The organism is Bradyrhizobium cosmicum, assembly GCF_032290525.1.
In the GTDB taxonomy this organism is placed as follows: Bacteria; Pseudomonadota; Alphaproteobacteria; order Rhizobiales; family Xanthobacteraceae; genus Bradyrhizobium; species Bradyrhizobium cosmicum_A.
In genome coordinates this window covers 15,211-39,342 of sequence record NZ_JASXTA010000002.1, presented here as the reverse complement: position 1 = coordinate 39,342, position 24,132 = coordinate 15,211, and the positions used below count along the sequence as shown (strand labels likewise).

27 protein-coding genes and 1 riboswitch are annotated in these 24,132 nt (G+C 65.3%); of the genes, 18 read left to right on the top strand and 9 right to left on the bottom strand.

From position 1 onward, the window contains the following. The first annotated feature begins 1 nt into the window (after position 1). Both QSV46_RS03925 and QSV46_RS03920 read left to right on the top strand, forming a co-directional pair. Entirely contained in the window at positions 2 to 1,387 is a 1,386-nt protein-coding gene (locus tag QSV46_RS03925; RefSeq protein ID WP_314946541.1) for a sigma-54 dependent transcriptional regulator, read from the top strand. A gap of 314 nt (positions 1,388 to 1,701) precedes the next feature. Next, the gene (locus QSV46_RS03920) at positions 1,702 to 2,850 is read left to right on the top strand and encodes a M20 family metallopeptidase (protein WP_314946540.1); all 1,149 of its coding nucleotides are present in this window, start codon (positions 1,702 to 1,704) and stop codon (positions 2,848 to 2,850) included. 111 nt (positions 2,851 to 2,961) lie between these two features. Here QSV46_RS03920 and QSV46_RS03915 read toward each other — a convergent pair whose 3' ends face one another. Beyond that, positions 2,962 to 3,525: a 6,7-dimethyl-8-ribityllumazine synthase gene (locus tag QSV46_RS03915; RefSeq protein ID WP_314946539.1), complete on the bottom strand. Its 564-nt coding sequence runs from the start codon at positions 3,523 to 3,525 to the stop codon at positions 2,962 to 2,964. A gap of 76 nt (positions 3,526 to 3,601) precedes the next feature. Next, positions 3,602 to 3,770: riboswitch (FMN riboswitch) on the bottom strand. Between the two features lie 384 nt (positions 3,771 to 4,154). Between QSV46_RS03915 and QSV46_RS03910 the strand changes: the two genes are divergently transcribed. Then, positions 4,155 to 4,655: a YbjN domain-containing protein gene (locus tag QSV46_RS03910; RefSeq protein ID WP_314946538.1), complete on the top strand. Its 501-nt coding sequence runs from the start codon at positions 4,155 to 4,157 to the stop codon at positions 4,653 to 4,655. Positions 4,656 to 4,830: 175 nt separating this feature from the next. Further along, the gene (proC, locus tag QSV46_RS03905) at positions 4,831 to 5,655 is read left to right on the top strand and encodes a pyrroline-5-carboxylate reductase (protein WP_314946537.1); all 825 of its coding nucleotides are present in this window, start codon (positions 4,831 to 4,833) and stop codon (positions 5,653 to 5,655) included. A 116-nt stretch (positions 5,656 to 5,771) separates the two neighbouring features. Here proC and QSV46_RS03900 read toward each other — a convergent pair whose 3' ends face one another. From QSV46_RS03900 to QSV46_RS03880, 5 genes are all read right to left on the bottom strand, one after another. Further along, a complete protein-coding gene (locus QSV46_RS03900) occupies positions 5,772 to 6,164 on the bottom strand; it encodes a thioesterase family protein (RefSeq protein ID WP_314946536.1) in 393 nt (130 codons plus the stop codon). A 194-nt stretch (positions 6,165 to 6,358) separates the two neighbouring features. Then, positions 6,359 to 6,613 (bottom strand): tautomerase family protein, encoded by a 255-nt coding sequence (locus QSV46_RS03895; protein WP_314947865.1) that lies wholly within the window; start codon positions 6,611 to 6,613, stop codon positions 6,359 to 6,361. A 67-nt stretch (positions 6,614 to 6,680) separates the two neighbouring features. Continuing rightward, the gene (gene hisS / locus QSV46_RS03890; protein ID WP_314946535.1) at positions 6,681 to 8,201 is read right to left on the bottom strand and encodes a histidine--tRNA ligase; all 1,521 of its coding nucleotides are present in this window, start codon (positions 8,199 to 8,201) and stop codon (positions 6,681 to 6,683) included. A gap of 50 nt (positions 8,202 to 8,251) precedes the next feature. Beyond that, a complete protein-coding gene (locus QSV46_RS03885) occupies positions 8,252 to 8,776 on the bottom strand; it encodes a YegJ family protein (protein ID WP_314946534.1) in 525 nt (174 codons plus the stop codon). 169 nt (positions 8,777 to 8,945) lie between these two features. Then, the gene (locus QSV46_RS03880; protein WP_314946533.1) at positions 8,946 to 10,028 is read right to left on the bottom strand and encodes a branched-chain amino acid aminotransferase; all 1,083 of its coding nucleotides are present in this window, start codon (positions 10,026 to 10,028) and stop codon (positions 8,946 to 8,948) included. Between the two features lie 335 nt (positions 10,029 to 10,363). On the opposite strand from QSV46_RS03880, the gene QSV46_RS03875 reads away from it, so the two are divergent. Genes QSV46_RS03875 through QSV46_RS03865 form a run of 3 tightly spaced genes read left to right on the top strand, consistent with a single transcriptional unit; the run spans position 10,364 to position 13,038 of the window. Next, positions 10,364 to 10,906, top strand: a complete 543-nt coding sequence (locus QSV46_RS03875; RefSeq protein ID WP_314946532.1) for a MarR family transcriptional regulator — start codon at positions 10,364 to 10,366, stop codon at positions 10,904 to 10,906. Beyond that, positions 10,903 to 11,631 carry a response regulator transcription factor gene (locus QSV46_RS03870; protein ID WP_314946531.1) on the top strand — a complete coding sequence of 243 codons (729 nt, stop codon included), beginning with the start codon at positions 10,903 to 10,905 and terminating at the stop codon, positions 11,629 to 11,631. Before QSV46_RS03875 ends, QSV46_RS03870 begins: the two co-directional genes overlap by 4 nt. Before the next feature lie 18 nt (positions 11,632 to 11,649). Then, positions 11,650 to 13,038 carry an ATP-binding protein gene (locus tag QSV46_RS03865; protein WP_314946530.1) on the top strand — a complete coding sequence of 463 codons (1,389 nt, stop codon included), beginning with the start codon at positions 11,650 to 11,652 and terminating at the stop codon, positions 13,036 to 13,038. Between the two features lie 13 nt (positions 13,039 to 13,051). Here the strand turns inward: QSV46_RS03865 and QSV46_RS03860 are convergent, their stop codons facing one another. Together QSV46_RS03860 and QSV46_RS03855 are read right to left on the bottom strand one after the other, a co-directional pair. Then, positions 13,052 to 13,582 carry a DUF3617 domain-containing protein gene (locus tag QSV46_RS03860; protein WP_314946529.1) on the bottom strand — a complete coding sequence of 177 codons (531 nt, stop codon included), beginning with the start codon at positions 13,580 to 13,582 and terminating at the stop codon, positions 13,052 to 13,054. A gap of 42 nt (positions 13,583 to 13,624) precedes the next feature. Next, positions 13,625 to 13,930: a hypothetical protein gene (locus QSV46_RS03855; RefSeq protein ID WP_314946528.1), complete on the bottom strand. Its 306-nt coding sequence runs from the start codon at positions 13,928 to 13,930 to the stop codon at positions 13,625 to 13,627. 183 nt (positions 13,931 to 14,113) lie between these two features. On the opposite strand from QSV46_RS03855, the gene QSV46_RS03850 reads away from it, so the two are divergent. The 4 genes from QSV46_RS03850 (at position 14,114) to QSV46_RS03835 (ending at position 16,885) form a co-directional block, all read left to right on the top strand. After that, positions 14,114 to 14,575, top strand: a complete 462-nt coding sequence (locus tag QSV46_RS03850; RefSeq protein ID WP_314946527.1) for a hypothetical protein — start codon at positions 14,114 to 14,116, stop codon at positions 14,573 to 14,575. A 129-nt stretch (positions 14,576 to 14,704) separates the two neighbouring features. After that, positions 14,705 to 15,397: a ribonuclease T2 gene (locus tag QSV46_RS03845; protein WP_314946526.1), complete on the top strand. Its 693-nt coding sequence runs from the start codon at positions 14,705 to 14,707 to the stop codon at positions 15,395 to 15,397. A gap of 158 nt (positions 15,398 to 15,555) precedes the next feature. Next, positions 15,556 to 16,416, top strand: coding sequence for a 23S rRNA (adenine(2030)-N(6))-methyltransferase RlmJ (locus QSV46_RS03840; protein ID WP_314946525.1), 861 nt, complete (start codon positions 15,556 to 15,558; stop codon positions 16,414 to 16,416). A gap of 253 nt (positions 16,417 to 16,669) precedes the next feature. Further along, the gene (locus tag QSV46_RS03835) at positions 16,670 to 16,885 is read left to right on the top strand and encodes a cold-shock protein (protein WP_008544396.1); all 216 of its coding nucleotides are present in this window, start codon (positions 16,670 to 16,672) and stop codon (positions 16,883 to 16,885) included. Between the two features lie 72 nt (positions 16,886 to 16,957). Here the strand turns inward: QSV46_RS03835 and QSV46_RS03830 are convergent, their stop codons facing one another. Continuing rightward, on the bottom strand, positions 16,958 to 17,581 hold the full coding sequence (locus tag QSV46_RS03830; RefSeq protein ID WP_314946524.1) for a porin family protein: 624 nt from the start codon (positions 17,579 to 17,581) through the stop codon (positions 16,958 to 16,960). Between the two features lie 251 nt (positions 17,582 to 17,832). Here QSV46_RS03830 and uvrC point away from each other — a divergent pair, with 251 nt between their 5' ends. From uvrC to QSV46_RS03795, 7 genes are all read left to right on the top strand, one after another. Then, positions 17,833 to 19,896, top strand: coding sequence for an excinuclease ABC subunit UvrC (gene uvrC, locus QSV46_RS03825; protein WP_314946523.1), 2,064 nt, complete (start codon positions 17,833 to 17,835; stop codon positions 19,894 to 19,896). Positions 19,897 to 19,992: 96 nt separating this feature from the next. Next, complete coding sequence (gene pgsA, locus QSV46_RS03820) at positions 19,993 to 20,610, top strand: CDP-diacylglycerol--glycerol-3-phosphate 3-phosphatidyltransferase (RefSeq protein ID WP_314946522.1); 618 nt, start codon at positions 19,993 to 19,995, stop codon at positions 20,608 to 20,610. Further along, entirely contained in the window at positions 20,607 to 20,858 is a 252-nt protein-coding gene (gene moaD / locus QSV46_RS03815; protein ID WP_314946521.1) for a molybdopterin converting factor subunit 1, read from the top strand. The genes pgsA and moaD overlap by 4 nt, the downstream gene beginning before the upstream one ends. A gap of 19 nt (positions 20,859 to 20,877) precedes the next feature. Continuing rightward, on the top strand, positions 20,878 to 21,345 hold the full coding sequence (locus tag QSV46_RS03810; RefSeq protein WP_314946520.1) for a molybdenum cofactor biosynthesis protein MoaE: 468 nt from the start codon (positions 20,878 to 20,880) through the stop codon (positions 21,343 to 21,345). Beyond that, positions 21,345 to 22,304, top strand: a complete 960-nt coding sequence (gene prmB, locus QSV46_RS03805) for a 50S ribosomal protein L3 N(5)-glutamine methyltransferase (RefSeq protein WP_314946519.1) — start codon at positions 21,345 to 21,347, stop codon at positions 22,302 to 22,304. Before QSV46_RS03810 ends, prmB begins: the two co-directional genes overlap by 1 nt. Before the next feature lie 88 nt (positions 22,305 to 22,392). Continuing rightward, the gene (locus QSV46_RS03800) at positions 22,393 to 22,980 is read left to right on the top strand and encodes a phage holin family protein (protein WP_314946518.1); all 588 of its coding nucleotides are present in this window, start codon (positions 22,393 to 22,395) and stop codon (positions 22,978 to 22,980) included. Further along, entirely contained in the window at positions 22,981 to 24,111 is a 1,131-nt protein-coding gene (locus QSV46_RS03795; protein WP_314946517.1) for a YihY/virulence factor BrkB family protein, read from the top strand. Positions 24,112 to 24,132: the final 21 nt, after the last annotated feature.

The following is a 24,132-nucleotide window of genomic DNA, read 5'->3' as shown; positions in this document are numbered from 1 at the left end:
CATGCGGCTTCTCATCGTTGGCACATTGAAAGGCCAGCTCACCACCGCCACCAAGATCGCGATGGAGAACGGCGCCACCGTGACCCATGCCGAGGATCTCGAGCAGGCGATGCGGGTGCTGCGCGGCGGCAAGGGCGCCGACCTCCTGCTGGTCGACGTCGCCCTCGACATCCGCGACCTCGTAATGCGGCTCGAGGCCGAGCACATCCACGCCCCGATCGTCGCCTGCGGCATCACCAACGACGCCCGCGCCGCGGTCGCCGCGATCCACGCCGGCGCCAAGGAATACATCCCGCTGCCGCCGGATCCGGAACTGATCGCCGCGGTGCTCGCCGCCGTCGCCAACGATTCCCGCGAGCTGATCTATCGCGACGAAGCGATGGCGAAGGTCGTCAAGCTCGCCCAGCAGATCGCAGGATCCGATGCCTCGGTGATGATCACCGGTGAATCCGGCACCGGCAAAGAGGTGCTGGCCCGCTACGTCCACACCCGCTCGGCGCGTGCCAAGCGTCCCTTCATCTCGATCAACTGCGCCGCGATCCCCGAGCATCTCCTCGAATCCGAGCTGTTCGGCCACGAGAAGGGCGCCTTCACCGGCGCGATCGCCCGCCGCATCGGCAAGTTCGAGGAGGCGACCGGCGGCACGCTGCTGCTCGACGAAATCTCCGAGATGGACGTCCGCCTGCAATCCAAGCTGCTGCGCGCCATCCAGGAGCGCGTGATCGACCGCGTCGGCGGCACCAAGCCCGTGCCGGTGGACATCCGCATCATCGCGACCTCGAACCGCAACCTGGCGGACGCCGTGCGCGAAGGCACGTTCCGCGAGGACCTGCTGTTCCGCCTCAACGTCGTGAACCTGAAGATCCCGCCGCTGCGGGAGCGTCCGCTCGACATCCTCGAGCTCGCACAGCACTTCGTGAAGAAATATGCCGAAGCCAATGGCGTGCCGATGCGCCCGATCTCGGCGGACGCGCGCCGCGTGCTCTCGACCAACCGCTGGCAGGGCAACGTTCGCGAGCTCGAGAACACCATGCACCGCTCGGTGCTGATGGCGCAGGGCGACGAGATCGGCCCCGACGCGATCCTCACGCCGGACGGCGACCGCCTCGACCTCGCCAAGACGCCGCCGGCCGTGGCGCATGCCACCATGGCCGCCGAGCAGGTGACGCGGGCGCTGGTGGGACGCACCGTCGCCGATGTCGAGCGCGACCTGATCCTGGAGACGCTGAAACACTGCCTCGGCAACCGGACCCACGCCGCCAACATCCTGGGAATCTCGATCCGCACGCTGCGCAACAAGCTCAACGAATATTCCGACGGCGGCATCCCGATCCCGCCGGCGGGAACGCCGGGTGAGTACCCGCGGATGCCGATGGTGGGGGCGTAAGGCGGCTCCAACGAATTTGAGAGATGCGAATGCCCGGGGCTAGGTCCCGGGCATTTTTGTTTGGCGGTAAGACAAACACCGGCGCCCCATCCTCGGTGTCGTCCCCGCGAACGCGGGGACCCATAACCACAGGGTGGAATTTGGCGAACACTCGTCGTTCGGTACGTCTAACGCTTCCAACCGATAGATTCCGCGGTATGGGTCCCCGCATTCGCGGGGACGACACCGGTGAACATGGCCGCACCGCGTTCTCCGACTAGGTCGCGTTCGCACAACGCCCTATAACCCCGCGTGAAAACCACACGAGGGTCAACATGTCTGAAGCTCAAATCACGGACTGGCTGGCGTCGCAGCGGCAGGCGATGATCGATCTCTTGCGCGACGTCGTGAACATCGATTCCGGGTCCTATGACAAGGACGGAGTCGATGCGGTCGGGGCGCGGTTCGAGCGGCATTTTGCCGAGCACGGCATTCCGTTCCGGCGCGAGGAGCACGCCACCTTCGGCGATGCGATCCATGCCGAGGTGGCAAAGCCCGGCAGCAACGAGAAGCCGGTGCTGTTGATGGGCCATCGCGACACCGTGTTCGGCAAGGGCGAGGCCGGACGGCGGCCGTTCACGATACGAGGCGGGCGCGCCTACGGCCCCGGCGTTGCCGACATGAAGTCCGGCGTCGTGATGAACATGTTCGTGGCCACCGCCTTTCACAAATTCGGCGGCAATCCGCATCCGATCAAGCTGCTGATCACCTCGGACGAGGAGATCGGCTCGCCCTCCTCCCGTCCGGTGATCGAGCGCGAAGGGCGCGCCGCGCGCGCGGTTTTCAACTCCGAGCCGGGCCGCCCGACCGGCAATATCGTGACGGGCCGTAAGGGCGGCATCTTCATGCAGTTTGCCATCACCGGCAAAGCCGCGCATTCCGGCGCCAATTTCGCCGCCGGCGTCAGCGCGATCGGCGAGCTCGCCCACAAGATCGTCCATATCCATGCGCTGACCGATCTCGACAAGGGCATCACGCTCAATGTCGGCCTGGTCTCGGGCGGGCAGTCCGTCAACACTACGGCGCCCTATGCCGAGGGTCAGATCGACCTGCGCTATGTTGATCCGGCGGACCCCGCGAGGATCATGGCCGCGATCGAAACCATCATTGCGACACCTTACGTGCCGGGCACCAGTGCGACGCTATCGATCAAGGGCGAGTTCGTGCCGGTGGTGCAGAGCGAGGCCTCGAAGGCGCTGTTCGAAAGCTATCAGGCCGCCGCAAGACAGGTCGGCCTCACCACGCTGGAGGGCGAGTTTTCCGGCGGCTGCGCCGATTCCGGCTTCACCGCCGCAGTCGGCACGCCGACCATCTGCGGCCTCGGGCCGGTCGGCGGGCTTGCGCACACGGTGGAGGAATATCTCGAGCTCGACAGCATCGTGCCGCGGGCGCAGGCGCTGGCGCTGGCGATCCTGCGGGGGTGAATTCGCAGCCTCGGATACCAGGCGTCTCGTCGCCACGGAGCGGCCTCCTCCCGCCGCCGACTTCATAGGGACGGCGGCGGGATTGACGATCGGCGGCGTATCGACGAACGGCTACACAATTCCCGCCGCGACCTGGCCGCGCAGGCGCTCCAGGCCGAGCAGCGTCTCCGCACAGGCGGCCGCGACCTCGACGCCCTTGATCGCAAAATGCCTGCGGAAGAAATCGTAGTGCACCTCGGTCTCGTGGAATTGCTGCGGCGTTAGCACGGCGGAGAACACCGGCACCTCGGTGCGGAGCTGCACGTCCATCAGCGCCTTGATCACGGTGTCGGCGACGAACTCGTGGCGATAGATGCCACCGTCGACGACGAGGCCCGCCGCCACGATCGCGGTGTAGCGCCGCGTCTTGGCGAGGATCTGCGCGTGCAGCGGGATCTCGAACGAGCCCGGCACCTCGAATACGTCGACATGGGTGAGATGGCGCGCCTCGGCTTCCTTCACGAAGGCGATGCGGGCTTCCTCGACCACGTCGCGGTGCCAGCAGGCCTGCACAAAGGCCACCCGCTGCGGCTTTGCGAAACGCGGGTGCCCGGTCGCCGGGCCCTGCGGAACCGACGGCGGCGTTTGGGTGGGTTGGGAGGTTTCGGCTTCGGGGTCTTGCAACATCTGATTCATGGCTTTCCTCAGTTAAGGACCAGAATCAGGGCACACGGAACGACAAACAGCCGCATCCTGCGATGCGTCTGCCACCGACCGTTCTCTTTCATCCGGACTTTAACCGTCGGCTTCGGAGTTGCACCGAATCTGCTGACCCTTCCCTTCGGTCCCTTTCGGGAAAATCCTTGGGGAAGGCGCTCGCGGGCTTGGGCCTTTCGGTCCTTACCGCCGGTGGGGACTTTCACCCCGCCCTGAGAACATCGGCCGTCCGGAATGAACGGCCTGTCGGGAAATATGACGCCGGTTCGGGGCCGCAGCAAGCGCGTTCCGCATGAAAAAGCGCATGGTCCCATGCCGCTAGGGCGGTCCGGCCCTCGCGGCGCGGAATTAACGATCGGCAGCTTTCGGGAATCCGATTCTGGTTTGTTCTCTTCGTTAATAATTGTGGCCGAGATGAGCTGTGGACGAACGAGTCCTGGCTTGTGGACGGACTCGGCAGCCAGTTGCGCAGATTCCGCAAATCACATCAGTTGATCCGCGACAGGCCCGCGCTGATCCGGAGGGATCGCAACAGCGACATTTAGGGAGCGTGCCGGGCCGACCGCGTGCGTATCAAAGACAACAAAAAGGCAAGAGGTCGAGACGGCATGTCCCTGCTCGAAGGCACTATCGATTCCAAAAGCCATCCGCTCGCGGTGGTCGAGGATATCGCTGCCAGCAACAACTGGCCGTTCGAACGCTCCGGCGAAGACGAACTCACGATTGTCTCCAAGGGACAATGGACCGACTACCAGATCTCCTTCACCTGGATGGGCGAGATCGAGGCGCTGCATCTGGCCTGCGCTTTCGACATGAAGATTCCGGTGGCGCGGCGGGGCGAGGTGCAACGGCTCGTCGCCGCGGTGAACGAACAATTGTGGGTCGGTCATTTCGACCTGTGGACCAGCAGCGGCATGATCATGCACCGTCAGGCGCTGGTGCTGCCGGGCGGGCTCACCGCCTCGACCGCGCAATGCGAAGCCATGCTCGCCGGCGCCATCCATGCCTGCGAGCGTTACTTCCCCGCGTTCCAGTTCGTGGTGTGGGCCGGCAAGACCACGAGCGAAGCGATGGACGCCGCGATGTTCGACACGGTCGGAGAGGCGTAGCTCTCGCCTCGCGCTCCGTCGTCGTCCCGGACAAGCGAAGCGCAGATCCGGGACCCATACCGCGTGATGCCGCTTGTGGCACACGGCTTGTTGCCAACACCTCGATCCATTAAGACCGCTGGTGGTTATGGGTCCCCGCTTTCGCGGGGACGACAGCGAGCTTGTGGCGGCAGCGATGGCAAACAGCACTCTCCAAAACATCACCGGCACCATCCTTCTTGCCGGCGCCGGCAAGATGGGCGGCGCGATGCTGACCGGATGGCTGGCGGGCGGGCTCGATCCGCGTCGCGTCGCGGTGGTCGATCCGCAGATCTCGCCCGAGATCGCCGCGCTTGCGGCCAGGGGCGTCGCACTCAATCCGGACGTGAAGAGCGCCGGCATCGTCGAGACGATGGTTGTTGCCGTGAAGCCGCAGATGTTCCGCGAGGCCGGCGCGAAGCTGAAGTCGTTCGTCTCGGATAAGACCTCCGTGGTCTCGATCATGGCGGGAACCACGATCGCTTCGCTCGAGGAGGTCTGCGGCGGTGCCGTGGTGCGGGCGATGCCGAACACGCCGGCGGCGATCGGCCGCGGCATCACCGTAGCGGTCGCGGCGAAGAGCGTCAGCGCCGCGCAACGCGCGGTGGCCGATGCCTTGCTCCGTGCCACCGGCTCGGTCGAATGGGTGGAGGATGAAGGCCTGATGGACGCGGTCACCGCCGTCTCCGGCTCGGGCCCGGCCTATGTGTTCCTGCTTGCCGAAGAGCTTGCGCGTGCGGGCGTCGAGGCGGGATTGCCGGAAGCGCTTGCGACCAAGCTTGCGCGCGAAACGGTTGCCGGCTCCGGCGAGTTGCTGCACCGGTCGGAGCTTGCCTCCAGCACGCTGCGCCAGAACGTCACCTCGCCCGGCGGCACCACCGCCGCGGCGCTCGGCGTGCTGATGGGCGAGCCCGGCCTGCGCGACCTGATGATCCGCGCGATCGCGGCGGCGACGCAGCGGTCGAAGGAATTGGCGAAGTAGTGAGGTGCCGGAGGGTGGGCAAAGGCGCAACGCGCCGTGCCCACCATCTTTCCTGAACTGCGATGAAGTTGGTGGGCACGCTCCGCTTTGCCCACCCTACGGCTTCGAACCCGCCGCTACGCCCCCAGCCGCTTGTTGAACATCTCGACGTTGACGAGCCCGCGCGCGTGCCGCCCCTCGCCGAGTTTTCGCGTGCCCTCGAACGCCTCGACCTCGAAGCGGATCACGCGGCGCTCCACCACGATCACCTTCGCCGTGGTTCGCACCGTTGCACCAACCAAGGCTGCCGCAAGATGACGAATGTCGACCTCGGTGCCGACGGTGACCCAGCCCGGCTGAAGCGCGGCGCGGATCGCATCGCCCGACGTCATCTCCATCTCGAGGATCATCATCGGCGTCGCATAGACCATGGGCATGCCGGGCACGAAATGCCCGACCGTGCGCTCCGCCGGCACCACCAGCGTGCGTTCGGCGCTCATGCCGATCGTGATGAAGTCGCGTGCGTCCATCGGTGCTTGCTCAGTGTCGTCCCGGACAAGCGAGCGTAGCGAGCTCCGATCCGGGACCCGTAACCACAGGATTGAGTTTGACGAAGACTCGGAGTTACCAGCTTGCCTCCACAACCACTCCCTGTGGTTATGGATCCCGGATCTGCGCTTACGCTTGTCCGGGACGACAACGGAAAATGCCGCGCCGCCAGTGGCTATTTCTTCGCCGCCGCCGCGCGCTCTACAAACGTCTTGCCGCCCTTCATCTTGTGGCGGAGCGGGGCTTCGTTGATCTGGATGACAACGGCGTCGGCGTCGACGCCGAGATTTTTCACCAGCGCCTGGGTGATGTCGCGCATCATGCCGGCCTTCTGCTCGTCGGTGCGGCCCTCGGCCATGCTGACGGTGATCTCAGGCATTGTTGTCTCCCTGCTGCTTTCGCGATGACCGGGCACATCCCGGTCGGTCATGGTGGTGCGCATCAAACAGGACGAAAATGCCCGGGACAAGCCCGGGCATGACGGCCTGCCGGAATAGCTATCCCCACTTTACGTCATGGCGGCCCAGGACCTCGCGCACTTTGGCGACGAGATCGGCTTCGCTGCAAGAGAACTGTGCCGGGCGGCTCTCGCGCCATTCCTGGTTGGAGGCGATCGCAGCAGCCGCCTTGGCGCCTTCGATCAGGTCCTTGACCTGCACCTCGCCGCGCGCTTTTTCGTCGGAGCCCTGGATGATGACGCAGGGGCTGTTGCGGCGGTCGGCATATTTGAGCTGGTTGCCCATGTTCTTGGGATTGCCGAGATAGAGCTCGGCGCGAATGCCCGCGGTGCGCAAGGACGCGACCATCTTCTGATAGTCGGCGACACGGTCGCGGTCGAACACGGTGACGACGACGGGGCCGAACTCGGGCCGCGTGTCGAGCTTGCCGAGCAGCGTCAGCGCGGCTTGCAAGCGAGAGACGCCGATCGAGAAACCGGTCGCCGGCACCGGCTCGCCGCGGAAGCGCGAGACGAGCCCGTCATAGCGGCCGCCACCGCCGACCGAACCGAAGCGCACGGGACGGCCCTTCTCGTCCTTGGTCTCGAGCAGCAGTTCGACCTCATAGACGGGGCCGGTGTAGTATTCGAGGCCTCGCACGACGGAGGGATCGATCTTGATGCGGTCCGCACCATAACCCGACGCCGTCACCAGCTTGGCAATCTCTTCCAGCTCGCTCACGCCGGCCTGACCGACTTCGCTCTTGGCAAGGTAAGTCTCTGCCGCGGCGATGGCCTCTCTCCAATCGTCGCGCGGCTTGGTGATGGCGAGAACGACGTCGGCTTCCGCCGCGCTCAAATTGGCGCCCTTAGTGAAGTCGCCCTTGCCTTCTTCGCCGCCGTCCCACCGGCCGGGGCCGAGCAGCTTGCGCACTTCGTCGGCGGAAAACTTGTCGAGCTTGTCGATGGCACGCAGCACGGTCAGTCGGCGGCCTGCGTTCTCGTCACCGCCGAGCCCGATGGCTTCGAGAACGCCGTCGAGAACTTTTCGGTTGTTCACCTTCACGACATAGGAGCCACGCGCGATGCCTAGCGCCTCCATCGTATCGGCGGCCATCATGCAGATCTCCGCATCCGCCGCCGGCGTTGCCGAACCGACCGTATCGGCGTCGAACTGCATGAACTGGCGGAAGCGGCCGGGGCCGGGCTTCTCGTTGCGGAAGACGTAGCCGACGCGGTAGCTGCGATAGGGCAAGACCAGGGCGTCGGTGCCGTAGCGCTCGCCGACATAGCGCGCGAGCGGCGCGGTCAGGTCGTAGCGCAAGCTGATCCACTGCTCGTCGTCGTCCTGGAACGAGAACACGCCCTCGTTCGGACGGTCCTGGTCGGGCAGGAACTTGCCGAGCGCATCGGTGTATTCCATCGCCGGCGTCTCCACCGGCTCGAAGCCGTAGAGCTCGTAGACGGCGCGGATTTTTTCGACCATCTCGCGCGTCGCCCGGATCGCGGCGGGATCGCGATCCTCGAGCCCGCGCGGCAGGCGCGCCTTCAGTTTCTGGGGCTTTTTGGGTTTCTCGGCCATGCGCGGCGTTTACCAGCCGACGCCGGATGCGGCAACTGCCGGCTTATCCCCTACGGCTGCTCCATCCGTGCCCGGAGCGCATCCGCATCCGCCTTCGGCAGCGACTTCAGCGTCGGCTTGATGGTTTCGCCACCGACGATCTTGCCGTTGCGCATGAACATCCAGTCCGAGATGTCGGCTTCGCCGAACTTGACCGGATCGCCTGCCCGTTTGCCCGGCAGATCGCGCGGCTCGTTGGCGAAGAAGCCGGAATAGGCCCCGCCCGGCTGCTTCTTCACCTCGGCGATCCAGATGTGCTCGCCGCCTCTGCGGGTCGTAAAATGTACCTTCAGGGCGTGCCCTGTTTCCGACGGCTTCGGCGCCTCGTAGGAGGCCCAGAAGGTCGGCAGCGTGCCACGGGCGCGCGCGATCGCCGCGTTCATCTCGGGATCGGTGGTGCGCACGTCGACGATGGGCGAACGGTCTTCCGCCGAGACCTCCGGCTTGGGGCCGATGGTCAGGATGCCGAACACGGTGACGCCGGTGACTGCGACGAGAACGGCCCATTTCATGGGCTGCGGGAGTGTGGATGCCATGATCGCGATATCCGGATGCTGTGATGTCCAGGGACTCAAGGTCTTGGACTTTGTCGCGCGATCGTGGCGGGGCGTTCATGGCACGAAAGCCAACCGGCGTTCCCCGGATGCCGCGCAACGCGCCGCCTCTTGGCGGCGTGGTGCTGCGCCGCGTCCGGGACACGAGATCTCAATCCACTTTTTTGATCCAGTTGTGGGGATCATTGGTGCGGCCGTACTGGATGTCGACGAGTTGCTTGCGCAGGCCCATGGCGACGGGGCCGGCGGCGCCGCCGCTGATGTCGAAATCGCCGCTCACCGAGCGCACCTTGCCGATCGGCGAGATCACGGCGGCGGTGCCGCAGGCAAACGCTTCCTTCAGCCTGCCGCTCGCCGCATCCTTGCGCCACTGGTCGAGCGAATACGGCTCCTCGCGCACGGTCTTGCCGGCATCCCTCGCGAGCGCGATGATGGAATCGCGGGTGATGCCGGGCAGGATCGTGCCGAGCGGCGGCGTCGAGAGCGAGCCGTCGTCGAACACGAAGAACACGTTCATGCCGCCGAGCTCCTCGACGTAGCGGCGCTCGATCGCGTCGAGGAAGACGACCTGGTCGCAGCCGTGCTGGATCGCCTCGGCCTGCGCGCGCAGGCTGGCGGCATAGTTGCCGCCGCATTTGACCGCACCGGTGCCGCCGACCGCGGCGCGCGTGTAATTCTCCGACACCCAGATCGAGACCGGCGCGGGGCCGCCCTTGAAATAGGAGCCGACCGGCGAGGCGATCACCGCGAAGATATATTCGGACGACGGCTTGACGCCTAGGAAGGTCTCGCTCGCGATCATGAAGGGCCGCAGGTAAAGACTGCCCTCGCCGCCCGGCATCCAGGCCCGATCGATGCGCACGATTTGCTCGACGGCGTCGATGAAGACGTCCTCGGGCAACTGCGCCATCGCCATGCGATCGGCAGAATCCTTGAAGCGCCGCGCATTGGCGTCGGGGCGGAACAGGTTCACGCCGCCGTCGTCGCGCTTGTAGGCCTTCAGGCCTTCAAAAATTTCCTGGGCGTAGTGCAGGACGGCGCCGGCCGGATCGAGCTGGAAATTGGCGCGTGCCTCGATCCGCGCGTCGTACCAGCCGCCCTTGGCTTGGTTGTAGCGGACGATCGCCATGTGATCGGTGAAGACCCGCCCGAAGCCGGGGTCGACCAGCTTGGCGACGCGGTCCTTTTCGGATGTCGGATTGGATGCGGGCTGGATGTCGAATGTCATGCTCATGTCCTTGGCTCCCGCTGCCGGTGGCGGCGCTGTTCTGGCGCCTGCCGACCCTGTTCCGGGCCCGGCTGGCTTGATGTGGTTTCTGGCCGGACCGCCGCCAGCCTTGTTACGGCCGGTTTCCGTGGCCAGCATGCCGCCGAGGACATGCTTTTGCGGAAGGCAGAAGTCCAGTATGTTTTGCCGATATGCCGCTCGACAATCGCACGGTAGATCTGCTTCGGCCGTCGCCGCCTGTCCGGCTCTCTCCGGCCGCTGAAACTGCCCCCCGACGCGAGACGATCTAAAATTTCGTGCGGGCTGATCGTTTTGTAACATTGAACCCAAGATACGTCAATATGCCTGACATAAATTTCGCGACTCCCCCTCAAGACGCTGCCGAGCCTCGGCCGGCGGCAGGCGATGGAGGCAATTTGCGCTGGGATATCATCGAACTGCTGTTCTTCGCCTATCGCGACTTCGTCGGCGATCCCGACCAGGAACTGGAGGCGTTCGGCTTCGGCCGGGCGCATCACCGGGTCATGCATTTCGTCTACCGCTATCCCGGCCTGAAGGTCGCCGACCTGCTCGACGTCCTGCGCATCACAAAACAGTCGCTCGGCCGGGTGCTCAAGCAGCTGCTCGACGAAGGCTACATCGTGCAGAAGACCGGCGACAACGACCGCCGCCAGCGCCTGCTCTACGCGACGCCGAAGGGCGAAGCGCTGGTGCAGAAGCTCGCCGGCCTCCAGACCACGCGGATCACCCGGGCGCTCGCCGAGATGGCGCCGCAGGACGCGGAGACCGTCAAGCGCTTCCTGCGCGCGATGATCGACCGCGACGATCCGGACAAGGTGCTCGAGACGATCTTCGCCTCCGTCAATCAAGACACCAAGGAGTGACCGTGCTCGCTGCCACGCTCGCCCGTCCGCCGGTGCAACCGGCCGACGATGCCCCGCATCTCCTGCTGGTCGACGACGACCGCCGCATCCGCGACCTGCTCTCGCGCTTCCTCGCCAGCGAAGGCTATCGCGTCACCACCGCCGCGAGCGCCGGCGATGCGCGCTCGAAGCTGCTCGGCCTGCATTTCGATCTTCTGATCCTCGACGTCATGATGCCCGGCGAGACCGGCTTCGATCTCGCCCGCTTCATCCGGACCTCCTCCTCGGTGCCGATCGTGATGCTGACGGCGCGGCATGAGGCCGAAGCCCGCATCGAAGGCCTGCAGATCGGCGCCGACGATTACGTGGCAAAGCCGTTCGAGCCGCGCGAGCTTGCGCTGCGCATCAACAACATCCTCAAGCGCGCCGCACCGCCGCCGCAGGCTGCGACCGTCGAGAAGATTGCGTTCGGTCCCTACGTCTTCCATCTCGACCGCGGCGAATTGCGTCAGGGCGAGGAGGTCATCCACCTCACCGACCGCGAGCGCGAGATGCTGCGGATTCTCTCGGAGACAGCGGGCGAGACTGTGCCGCGCAACGCGCTGACCGGCAATGGCAGCGTCAACGAGCGCGCCGTCGACGTGCAGATCAACCGCCTCAGGCGCAAGATCGAGACTGATCCCGCCAATCCGCTGTTCCTCCAGGCTGTCCGCGGCATCGGCTACCGCCTGGTGGCCTCGCCATAAAACAGTGAAGCGCGCCCGATGAGCACGATCGATACCGGCCTGACGCTTTTGAAGAGCGCCGCCGGCCGCGTCTCCGCCGCCAATGGCTGGATGGGCAATGCGTTCAAGGGCTGGATGCCGACCGGCCTCTACGCCCGTGCGCTCCTCATCATGATCGTGCCGATGGTGATCCTGCAATCGGTCGTCGCCTTCGTGTTCATGGAGCGGCACTGGAACACGGTGACGCGCAGATTGTCGGCCGCGGTGGTGCAGGACATCGCCGCGCTGATCGACGTCTACAAGGGCTACCCGCAGGACAAGGACCGCAACGAGATCCGCCGCATCGCTCAGCAGCGGCTCGGCCTCGTCGTCGATTTCCTGCCCGCCGGCGACATGCCGCCGCCGGGACCAAAGCCGTTCTTCTCGCTGCTCGACCAGACGCTGTCGGTGCAGCTCGGCCGCCAGATCGGCCGCTCGTTCTGGATCGACACGGTCGGCCGCTCCAATCTCGTCGAGATCCGCATCCAGCTCGACGATGCCGTGATGCGCGTGTTCGCGCAGCGCAGCGCCGCCTACGCCTCGAACTCGGAGATATTCCTGTTCTGGATGGTGGGCACGTCATCGATCCTGCTGATCGTCGCGGTGCTGTTCCTGCGCAACCAGATCAAGCCGATCCTGCGCCTTGCGGACGCCGCCGAAAGCTTCGGCAAGGGCCGCGAAGCGCCGAACTTCAGACCGCGCGGCGCGCGCGAGGTGCGGCGCGCCGCGGTCGCCTTCCTCGAGATGAAGTCGCGCATCGAGCGCACGATGGAGCAGCGCACCGCGATGCTCGCCGGCGTCAGCCACGACCTGCGCACCATCCTGACGCGCTTCAAGCTCGAGCTGGCGCTGATCGGCGACAACCCCGAGCTCGAGGGCATGCGCAAGGACGTCGACGAGATGTCGATGATGCTGGAGGACTACCTTGCCTTCGCCCGCGGCGATTCCGGCGAGCAGTCGCAACCGACCGACATGGTCCAGGCGCTCGAGGAGCTGCGCAGCGACGCTGAGCGCCACGGCCACTCCGCGACCGTTGCATTTCACGGCCTGCCCGTGGTCACGGTGAAGCCGGCCTCGTTCAAGCGCTGCCTCGCCAACCTCGTCACCAACGCCGCGCGCTATGGCAAGGCGATCGCCATCACCGGCCAGCGCGATCACCGTTATTTGACCGTGACGGTCGACGACGACGGCCCGGGCATTCCCGCCCATTTGCGCGAAGAAGTGTTCAAGCCGTTCCTGCGGCTGGACAACGCCCGCAACCAGGACGAAGGCGGCACGGGGCTTGGGCTAGCAATCGCCCGCGACATCGCCCGCTCGCATGGCGGCGACATCACGCTGGGCGACAGTCCGATGGGGGGACTAAGGGCGAGCGTGAGAATACCGGTGTAGGCTACGACGTCATTTACTTCGGCAGCAGCGCCTTCAGCTTGTCCATGTCGCGCACGCTCATCTTGAAGCCGCCGGGCATCACGATGTCGCCGGGCTTCTGGTCGGCCTTGCAGGCCCCGAGCCATTTGGCTTGCAGCGTCATGGTCGTATCACGCCCCGCCGCACCGGCGACGCCGCCTTGCGCGTGCGAGGAGGTCTTCACCGTGTAGGCCGAGTTGAAATCGCCCGTGATCTCGGCATGTGACGTCGTGTTCACGCCGGCGACGCTGCACTCGGAATCGCTGACATAGCCGGTCGCCGTCTTCTTGATCTCCTGCTTGGCGCAGATCTGCTTGGCCATCGGCGAGACGTTGTTGCTCATCTCCTTGTCGACGCTCTCGTCGGTGCAGTGCTGCATGGTCATTTCGGGCACGGGCGAGCCGGTCGTGACCAGCTTCATTTCCCAAAGACCGGCCTTGCGCACCGGCAGATCGTCGGCGCTGGCTGCGCCCGCCGACAAGGCAATGCAAAGGCTTGAGCCGAGCAAAACGAGTTTGCGCGTCATGTGAGGCTCCCGGCTGAGAGATCGCGGCGCGACGAAAGCGCCTCAGTAGAGCGTGCGGATCGGCTGCTCGGCGGCGCCGTAGGGCACCCAGCGGCAGGAGAACGAGACATAGCCGCCCTCATAGGCCTGCACCGCGAGGAATTTGGCGACCTTGCCGTAGCGCGCGCAATGATCGACCGCGACCTGACGGGCATCGACCTGGGTCGCCATCGAATAGGCGATGATGCCGCCGGTGTCGTTGCCCTTGAACGGCGGGACCGGAAGGATGTCGGCGCGTGCCGGCTGGCTCGCCATCATACCCGAGACAACCAGGCCGGCCAGAAGGCCCGCGGCCGCTTTGATTCGCATTCCCGTTACTCCAATTGGTTGGCGCCAGTTTACGGTGCCGGAATGAAAGTGGAAAGAACTGAAGCCCTTCCGGCTGCGACGGTATGGTCAAGTCGTGGCCAAGTGTTGCCGCGCTGCACTTGACCTCCCCTGCCCTTCACGGCACCGTCTGCCCCTCGCAAGACCCAGCTGTCCGGATTGCCCATGCGCGCCCCCTCCCTGAAATCGCTCCGTTTTGCCGCCGTGCTCGGCCTCATGTTCGGGGCGTTGTCGCTCGGTGAGGCCAGGGCCGCCAATCCACTGGAGCTGAATTTCTGGCTGAGCGGGCCTCGTTATGACGGCGCCGTCGCCGATTGCGACAAGGCGCTGCCGACGATCGCCACCCAGTTCTGGGAGAAGGAAAGCGCGTTCTGGAATTCCTCGTTGAAGATCACCGGCTTCTCCGCCGTTCGCGAGACCGCGTTCCGGCCCTGGCAGTCCGACAACATTCCGCGCCGCTATTGCACCGGCGAAGCCATGCTCACTGACGGCAAGGTGCGCAAGGTGCACTTCTCGATCATCGAGGACGGCGGCTTTGCCGGATACGGCAATGGTGTCGAATGGTGCGTGGTCGGGCTCGACCGCAACTGGGCCTACAATCCGGCCTGCCGCGCCGCCAAGCCTTAATCCGAAAAGCCCTGATCCGGGCTGATTCCGGCCGACTCTGTGGCTGGACCGTTGCCGTCTGAAATTTGTTCTTGAAATGTTCCCGTTGCCTGCTAGGCTCAACGCACAGTCTAGTTGAGGGGCACCGCCATGTTTCATTCCAGATTGCATTCGTTTTCCCGCCTGGTGATCTCGCTGACGTTGGCGGCCGGGCTGATCGCCCTCGCAGGCGGCGCGAAGGCCCAGGACAAACGGCAAAACGCGCCCGGCGAATTCGATTTCTACGTGCTGTCGCTGTCATGGTCGCCTTCGTTCTGCGAGGAGGCAACGGAGCGCGGCGGGCGCCCGCAGATGCAGTGCAGCGGGCGGCCCTATGCTTTCGTGGTGCACGGGCTGTGGCCGCAATATGAGAATGGCTTCCCCGAATATTGCCAGCGGCCGGCGCCGCGCCTGAACCGCAATATCGTCTCCGCGATGCTCGATCTGATGCCGGCGCCGGGCCTGATCTTCAACGAGTGGGACAAGCACGGCACCTGCTCCGGGCTCGACGGCCGCAATTATTTCGAGACGATCCGCAAGGCGCGCGCCGCGATCAAGATCCCGGCCGAATATCTCGATCTGTCGCAGGCCAAGACCGTGGCGCCGGGCGAGGTGGAGGAGGCCTTCATCAAGGCCAATCCGGGCCTGAGCACCGCCGCCGTCTCGGTCACCTGCAACCGGACGCGGCTCTCCGAGGTCCGCATCTGCCTTAGCAAGGACTTGCAATTCCGCGCCTGCGAGGAGATCGAGCGCCGCGCCTGCCGCCGCGACCAGGTGACGATGCCGCCGATCAGGGGTGGCTAGGCGCGGGCCCTCTGATCGTCATTCCAGGGCGCGCGAAGCGCGAACCCGGAATCCATCGACCGCGTAACCGATGGCAAAATGGATTCCGGGCTCGGTGCTGCGCACCGCCCCGGAATGACGGGAGTTACTTTCATCGCGCGATGTCGTAACTCTCCGTCATGAACTACCGCCACGCCTTCCACGCCGGAAACTTCGCCGATGTCATCAAGCACATCGTGCTGGCGCGCATCATCACCTACCTCCAGGACAAGCCGGGCGCGTTCCGCATCATCGATACCCATGCCGGCGCCGGCCTCTACGATCTCGACAGCGACGAGGCCCGCCGCGGCGGCGAATGGCTGACCGGCATCGCGCGGCTGATGCAGGCGCGCCTGTCGAACGAGACCGTGGCGCTGACCAGGCCTTATCTCGACATCGTCCGCGCCTTCAATCCGAAGGGCGAGCTCAAGGCCTATCCGGGTTCGCCGCTGATCGCGCGTGGCCTGATGCGGCCGCAGGACCGCCTCGTCGCCTGCGAGCTCGAGCCGAAGGCGCGCAAGGCACTGATCAGCGTGCTGCGCCGCGACGAACAGGCCCGCGTGGTCGATATCGACGGCTGGATGGCGCTGCCGGCCTTCGTGCCGCCGAAGGAGCGGCGTGGCCTTGTGCTGATCGACCCGCCCTTCGAAGCAAAGGACGAATTCGACAAGCTCGGCGAAGCCTTCTCGACCGCGTTCGCGAAATGGCCGACCGGTATCTATGTAATCTGGTATCCGGCCAAAAGTCGCCGCGCCACCGACGCGCTGGCGCAATCCGTGGCGCGGCTCGCAGCCGCAGCAAAACCGACGGGAAAATGCCTGCGCCTCGAATTCAGCGTCGCGCCGCAAGCCGACGGCGCAGCCCTCACCTCCACCGGACTGTTGATCGTCAATCCGCCCTACACGCTGCACGGCGAGCTCAAGACGATCCTGCCCGAGCTGGAAATACCGCTCGGCCAGGGCGGCGCTGCCAGATTCCGATTGGAGGTGCCGAGACCGTAACACCCCGGCATTCTTGGGAAAAATATGCAGGAGCGGTAGTCAATCCGCAATGAACCGTATTATGCTGTTTCCGTGACTGGCTTTACGTTCCGCTTCCGCGAATGGTTGCGGCGGAGTGAAGGCCTAAGAAAGATCCGATCGGGCCGATGAGGCCCGCCCAAGGATGGCCAGCTCTCCCGGGCTTCGTAAGGCCCGGTCATGTCGTGACGTGAGTCTGCGTCGCGACGGAGGAGCAATGAGGGGGAGTTTCCCGATGGCCATGACGGGAACGGTCAAGTTTTTCAACGGCGAGCGCGGCTACGGCTTCATCAAGCCCGACGACGGAGGTCGCGATGTCTTCGTTCACATCACCGCTGTTGAGCGGGCGGGACTGAAAGACCTTGCCGAAGGACAGCGTATTACTTTCGAAGTCGAACCGGACAAGAAGGGGAAGGGACCGAAGGCGGTCAATCTGGTGATCCTCTCCTAGCAAGCCTGGCGTAAAAAAATCCCGGCCGCGAGCACGGCCGGGAGGCTGGTCCGGTATTTTCTTCTTCAGCTATCAGAAGTGATAGTTCACGCCTGCGCGAACAACGCTGGCGCTGTAGCCGTTTGACACGCCCGTGATTCCGAACTGGCTCGTCGACAGATCGATGTAGAGATATTCCAGCTTGGCGCTCCAGTTCGGCGCGAGCCCGACTTCCGCACCGGCGCCAATGGTCCAGCCGGCGCTGGTGTGCGACTCGGTCCAGCCGAAGGTCTGTGCGCGCAGTTCGCCGAAGGCAAGGCCCGCGGTGCCGTAGAACATCACGTTGCTGAAGGTATAGCCGGCGCGGCCGCGCAGGGTGCCGAACCAGGGATTGGAGAACTTCCACGGCGCGAAGGTGTCGTCGGCACCCGTGGCCTGGATGTCGCCCTCGACGCCGAACACCCATGGACCGTTCTGGAAATTATAGCCGGCCTGAATGCCGCCGACGAAGCCGGTGGGCTTCACGGGAGAGTTGCTCACCGAACCCCACTCATAGCCAATGTTGGCGCCGAGATAAGGACCGGCCCAGCTATACGCATTGAGCGGCTGGTTGACGGTATAGGGCGCACGCTGCCCGTAACTGAGATCGGCGGCCTCTGCCGAAGCTGTCCAGCCGGCTGCAACCAACGCGGCTGCGCCCACAACGAACCTCTTCATCGATACTCTCCAACGCAACTGCCGCCCCCCGCGATGCCTGCGCCGCCGCGCGAGGCAAAACCGCATGGTTACGGAACCACCACTTTTTCGCGTAAGATTTATCGAGAGTTTTAGGTTAAAGGCCTGTTAAGCCGGGTTACCGCGCTGTTAACAGGCTTAAGCAAGCGTTACCGGGGAACTGCGCCGCCATCCTGTGCGTGCCGCACGGCCGGAACTTCAAATCGGCACCCCCAGCGCCTAAATTCGCAACCATGGCTCACGATTCCACCGACAATCCGGACGACGCACGCGCGCGCAAACCGCCGCACGCCGCGACGACCGACGCCCCGCCGGAGAGCCTGGCGCCGCCGGACCTCGATCCCGCCACCGCCGCTGGCGAGGACGAGGACGATGCACTGCTGCCTGACATCCTGGAGGAGAGCGGCGCGGTCGGCGAAGAGCCGCTGGCGACCGGCCATGAGGCGATCGAGCATGCGGTCCGTCTCGCCCCCACCTCGCCCGGCGTCTATCGCATGCTCAGTGCGAATGCCGACGTGCTTTATGTCGGCAAGGCCAAGAACGTCAAAAAGCGCCTGTCCAATTACGCGCGCCAGAATGCGCCGCAGCCGGCGCGCATTCTGCGCATGATCGCCGCCACGGTGACGGTGGAGATCGTCTCGACCAACACCGAGACCGAGGCGCTGCTGCTCGAAGCCAACCTCATCAAGCAGCTGCGGCCGCGCTTCAACGTGCAGCTGCGCGACGACAAGTCGTTTCCCTACATCCTGATCACCGGCGACCATTGGGCGCCGCAGATCCTGAAGCACCGCGGCGCGCAGAGCCGGCCTGGACGCTATTTCGGCCCGTTCGCCTCCGCCGGCGCCGTCAACCGCACCATCACGGCGCTGCAGCGCGCGTTCCTGATCCGCTCCTGCACCGATTCCTTCTTCGAGAGCCGCAGCAGGCCCTGCCTGCTCTACCAGATCCGCCGCTGCGCCGGCCCCTGCACCCGCGAGGTCGACTTCGGAGGCTATACGACGCTGGTGCGCGAGGCGACCGACTTCCTGTCCGGCAAGAGTCAGGCGGTGAAGCAGGAGCTTGCCGGCGAGATGGAGAAGGCCTCCGGCGAGCTCGAATTCGAGCGCGCGGCGCTGTACCGCGACCGCCTCGCCGCGCTCTCCGCGATCCAGTCGCAGCAGGGCATCAATCCGCGCACGGTGGAGGAAGCCGACGTGTTCGCCATCCACCAGGAGGGCGGCTTCTCCTGCGTCGAAGTGTTCTTCTTCCGCACCGGTCAGAACTGGGGCAATCGCGCCTATTTCCCGCGCGCGGAGAAGACCTATACGCCGGAGGAAGTGCTGGGGTCCTTCCTCGCCCAGTTCTACGACGACAAGCCGCCGCCGAGGAACATCCTGCTCTCGCACGAGATCGAGGAGAGCGAACTGCTGGCGAACGCGCTTTCGATCAAGGCCGGCCACAAGATCGAGGTCACGACGCCGAAGCGCGGCGAGAAGAAGGAACTCGTCACCCACGCCCTGACCAATGCGCGCGAGGCGCTGGGCCGCAAGCTCGCCGACACCGCGACCCAGAGCCGGCTGCTGGACGCCATGGCCACGACGCTGAGCCTGCCGCATGCGCCCAAGCGCATCGAGGTCTACGACAACAGCCACATCCAGGGCACCAATGCGGTCGGCGCCATGATCGTCGCCGGCCCCGATGGCTTCGTGAAGAACCAGTACCGCAAGTTCAACATCAAATCGGAGGGGCTCACGCCCGGCGACGATTACGGCATGATGCGCGAGGTGCTGGAGCGCCGCTTCAAGCGCCTGGTCAATCCGCCCGAGGACAATGTGGCCAAGGTGAAGGACGATGACTTCCCGCAATGGCCCGACCTCGTGATCATCGACGGCGGCCGCGGCCAGCTCAACGCCGTCCGGGAGATCTTCACGAATCTCGGCCTGACCCAGGTGTCGCTGATGTCGGTCGCCAAGGGGCCGGACCGGGATGCCGGCCGCGAGACCCTGTTCATGCCGGAGCGCGAGGCGATCAAGCTGGAGCCGCGCGACCCCGTGCTCTATTTCATCCAGCGCCTGCGGGACGAGGCCCACCGCTTCGTCATCGGCTCGCACCGCAAGCTGCGCAAGAAGGATATCCGCGAGGCCGGTTTGCAGGAGATTCCGGGCATCGGCCCGTCACGCAAACGTGCCTTGCTGCATCATTTCGGAACCCTGAAGGAGATCGAACGGGCCTCGATTGCCGATCTCGGCAAGGTTCCGGGGGTGAGCGCCGAAAGCGCCCGCAGGATTTTCGACTATTTCCATCCCCAGCCGGGGTGAACCAAAGGGAGCCCGGTCATATGGTCGTCGCATGCTGCACCCCATTTGGGGAGCGGAACGGTTGACCTTCTGGCACGAGCGGTATTGGTAGGACGGATGAACATCGCCACGACACGAGGGACAACCAGCCGCGCGATGTCCCTCCCGAACATCCTGACCTATGGCCGGATCGCCGCGATCCCGGTCGTGGTCGGGTGTATCTATGCGCAGTCGATTCTGGATCAGCCGCTGTGGCTGCGCTGGGTCGCGGTCGCCATTTTCATCGCGGCCGCAGTGACCGATTACCTCGACGGCTATTACGCGCGGATCTGGAATCAGCAATCGGCGTTCGGCCGGATGCTCGATCCGATCGCGGACAAGCTGCTGGTCGCCTCCTGCCTGCTGATGCTGGCCGCCGACGGCATCATCCACGGCTGGTCGCTATGGGCCGCCATCGTGATCCTGTGCCGCGAGATCCTGGTCTCGGGCCTGCGCGAATATCTCGCCGCGCTCCGCGTCAGCGTGCCCGTGACCAAGCTTGCGAAGTGGAAGACGACTGTTCAGCTGATCGCTATCGGCTTCCTGCTGGCTGGTCCGGCCGGCGATGAGGTGATGCCCGTGGTCTCGATGATCGGACTGGCGTTGCTGTGGGCCTCGGCGATCCTGACCATGTACACCGGCTACGACTATTTCCGCTCCGGCATCCATCACCTCATCAAGGAGGATGAGGCATGAAGGTGAAGTACTTCGCCTGGGTGCGCGAGCGCATCGGCAAGGCCGAGGAGACGATCGAGCCGCCGCCGGCCGTGCGCACCGTCGAGGAGCTGATCGCCTGGCTGTCCGGCCAGAGCGAAGCCTACGCCTATGCCTTCGAGAAGCCGAAGGTGATCCGCGCCGCGATCGACCATGCCCACGTCAAATCGGACGCCGCCATCGCCGGCGCTCGCGAGATCGCGTTCTTCCCGCCAATGACCGGCGGCTAGGCTGAGGGCCTCGAAGAGCATGAGCTGCCCCGTCACCATCCGCATTCAGGAAGACGATTTCGACATCGCGCGCGAGATCGCGGTCCTGACCAGGCGCCGGACCGACATCGGTGCCGTCGTGAGCTTCTCCGGGATCTGCCGCGCCGACGACGACAGCGCCAGGATCGCCGCGCTCACGCTCGAGCACTATCCCGGCATGGCGGAAGAAGAGATCAGGCGCCATGCCGATGAGGCTGTATCGCGCTGGCCGCTGAACGGCGTCACGGTGATCCACCGCGTCGGACGGTTCATGCCCGGCCAGAATATCGTGCTGGTGCTGACGGCCTCGCAGCACCGTCAGGCCGCGTTCCAGGCAGCCGAGTTCCTGATGGACTATCTCAAGACCAGCGCGCCGTTCTGGAAGAAAGAAGAGAGCGCCACCGGCACCGGCTGGGTCGAGGCCCACGCCCGTGACGACGAGGCTGCCGCCCGCTGGACCAAATCCTGATGGCAAGAGCTTCAAAAAGGACGACGCGCAGCCGCGCCGCGCCAAAGCTTACGAAGGTCGGCCGCGGCGAGCTGCTCACGCTGCTCGATTTCGTGCGCTATGCGGTGAGCCGCTTTGTCGAAGCCAAGCTCGCCTTTGCGCACGGCACGACCGATCCGGTTGCGGAAGCCGCCTTCCTTGTCTGCGAGGCGCTGCATCTGCATCCCGATCAGTTCGAGAACTTTGCCAACGCGCGCGTCACGGCCGCCGAAGGCAAGACCCTGCTCGATCTGATCCATCAGCGCGTCACCACGCGCAAACCGGCCGCCTATCTCGTCAACAAGATCTACATGCGCGGCCTGCCCTTCTATGTCGACGAGCGCGTCATCGTTCCGCGCTCCTTCATCGGCGAGCTCCTGGATTCGCATTTCGGCGGCGACGGCGAGGCCGGCTCGCTGATCGACGATCCCACTGCCGTCGAGCACGTGCTGGATCTCTGCACGGGATCGGGATGCCTCGCCATCCTCGCGGCGCATCATTTCCCGAACGCGACCATTGATGCCGTCGACATCTCGAAGGGCGCACTCGACGTCGCCACACGAAACGTCGGCGAATACGGGCTCGAGGACCGGGTCAGGCTCCATCGCGGCGATCTGTTCGCCCCTCTCGGTGACAACAAGTACGATCTGATCATCACCAACCCGCCGTATGTCGATGCCGAAGGTATGGCAGCACTGCCGCCGGAATGCCGGGCTGAGCCGAAGCTGGCCTTCGACGGCGGCGATGACGGCCTCGACGTGGTCCGCCGCATCCTGCGCGAGGCGCCCCATCATCTGACGCCGGGCGGCGGGTTGATCTGCGAGATCGGCCGCGGCCGCGAACTGGTCGACGAAGCCTTTCCGGAACTGCCGCTGCTCTGGCTGGACACCGAAGACTCCGAGGGCGAGGTGTTCTGGATTGCGGCCGCCGATCTCGGCTGATCCGTCACGGCGGACACGCTGCGGCGGAACAAGTCAAATTCCGCCACGTTCATCCCCCGACAAACGTCTCGTCTCGGAGGATGTCCGCATGCTCGCGCCATCGGGCGAATTGCTGCGCGCCGGCATGGCGCTCAAGCTCAACCATCTCAAGCGCGCCGCGCAATCGTACTTGCGCGACCGCACCAATCAGGCCACCGGACGCTTGACGTCCTACGCGGTCGCGGCGGGACTGTTCGCAGTGGCCGGACTGTTCCTGATCGCGACCTTCTTTGTCGGCTTGATCGCGCTGTATCGCTGGGTTGCCATCACTTACGGACAGTTCTGGGGCTTTGGTGCCGTCGCAGCCCTGCTCCTGGTGCTGGCCGCGGCCTGCGCCGGAGTGGCCATGGCCCAAATGAAACGCCGAGACAAGGCGATCGTGCCGCTTGCGAGCCGCATGCGCGTTGCGATCGCCACCCCGCGGATCCCGCGCGGAACGGTCAAGCAGGCCGTGAAGGAGGTCGCGACGACGATCCCCCTCGTCCCGCTCGCGCCGGGCGAACGCGGCCACGGCAGCAGGCCCTCGGCGGCTCGCTCCAACCGGCCCGTGCAACTCGGCCTGATGCTCGCGGCCGTCGGCATGCTGGGGGTCGCGGCGGCACGGCGGCGGCGCAACGGACCCAGGCTGGGGGCTTGAATGCTGGCGCGGCGCTCCGAGCAGATCGATTCCTGGCTGCTGGTGGCCGCCACCGCTCTCTTCGTGCTGACCGCGGAACGCTACTTCCAGGACTCCGGCATGATCCGGCCGGGACCTCCGCACGGCCACCGCAACAACGAGGCGAATTCACCGGAAACGCACCCGGCCGACGCCGCGACGCAGCCCGGCCGCGGCCGCCGCGCCAAAAGCCCGTTCGCGATTCCCTGGGCCGGCTGGAAGGATGTCTTCTGGCGCACCTATCAGCGCATCGACGATGATCGCCTGCTCGCAACCGCGGGCGGCGTGGTCTTCTTCGGGCTGCTCGCGGTGTTCCCCGCCGTGACCGCGCTGGTCTCATCCTACGGCCTGTTCGCCGATCCCTCGACCATCAGCGCCAATCTCCAGACGCTCGCGACCATGCTGCCCGAGGGCTCGTTCCAGATCGTCGAGGAGCAGGTCGGGCGCGTGGTCTCGAACGGCAATACAACGCTCGGCGTCACCTTCCTGTTTGGATTTGTGCTCGCGATCTGGAGCGCCAATGCCGGCGTCAAAGCCATTTTCGATGCCCTCAACGTGGCCTATGAGGAGCGCGAGAAGCGCAGCTTCGTCCGGCTGAACATGGTGTCGCTGGCCTTCACGGTCGGCGGCATCATCGCGCTGCTGCTGATGGTCGGTGCCGTGGTCGCCTTTCCGCTCGCGCTGAAGCATTTGGGCCTCGCACCGGAAAGCCAACTGATCATAGCTCTGGCCCGATGGCCGTTGCTGTTTCTGATTCTGCTGGTCGCGCTTGCCATCCTCTACCGCTTTGCGCCCAGCCGCGACGCGCCACGCTGGCAATGGCTGAGCCTCGGCGCGGTGACGGCCGCCCTGCTCTGGATCGCCGGTTCGGCGCTGCTGTCCTGGTATCTGTCGGAATTCGCCAATTATAACGCCACCTACGGCTCGCTCGGCGCCGCGATCGGCCTAATGATGTGGATGTGGATGTCGGCGATCGTCATCATGTTCGGGGCCGAGCTGAATTCGGAGATCGAACGGCAGACCCTGCGCGACACCACAACCGGGCGGCCCAAGCCGCTCGGTACCCGCGAGGCCGTCTCGGCCGACACGGTCGGCGCCACCGCGCCGTTCTGATGGCTGGGGGTCAGGCCGAAC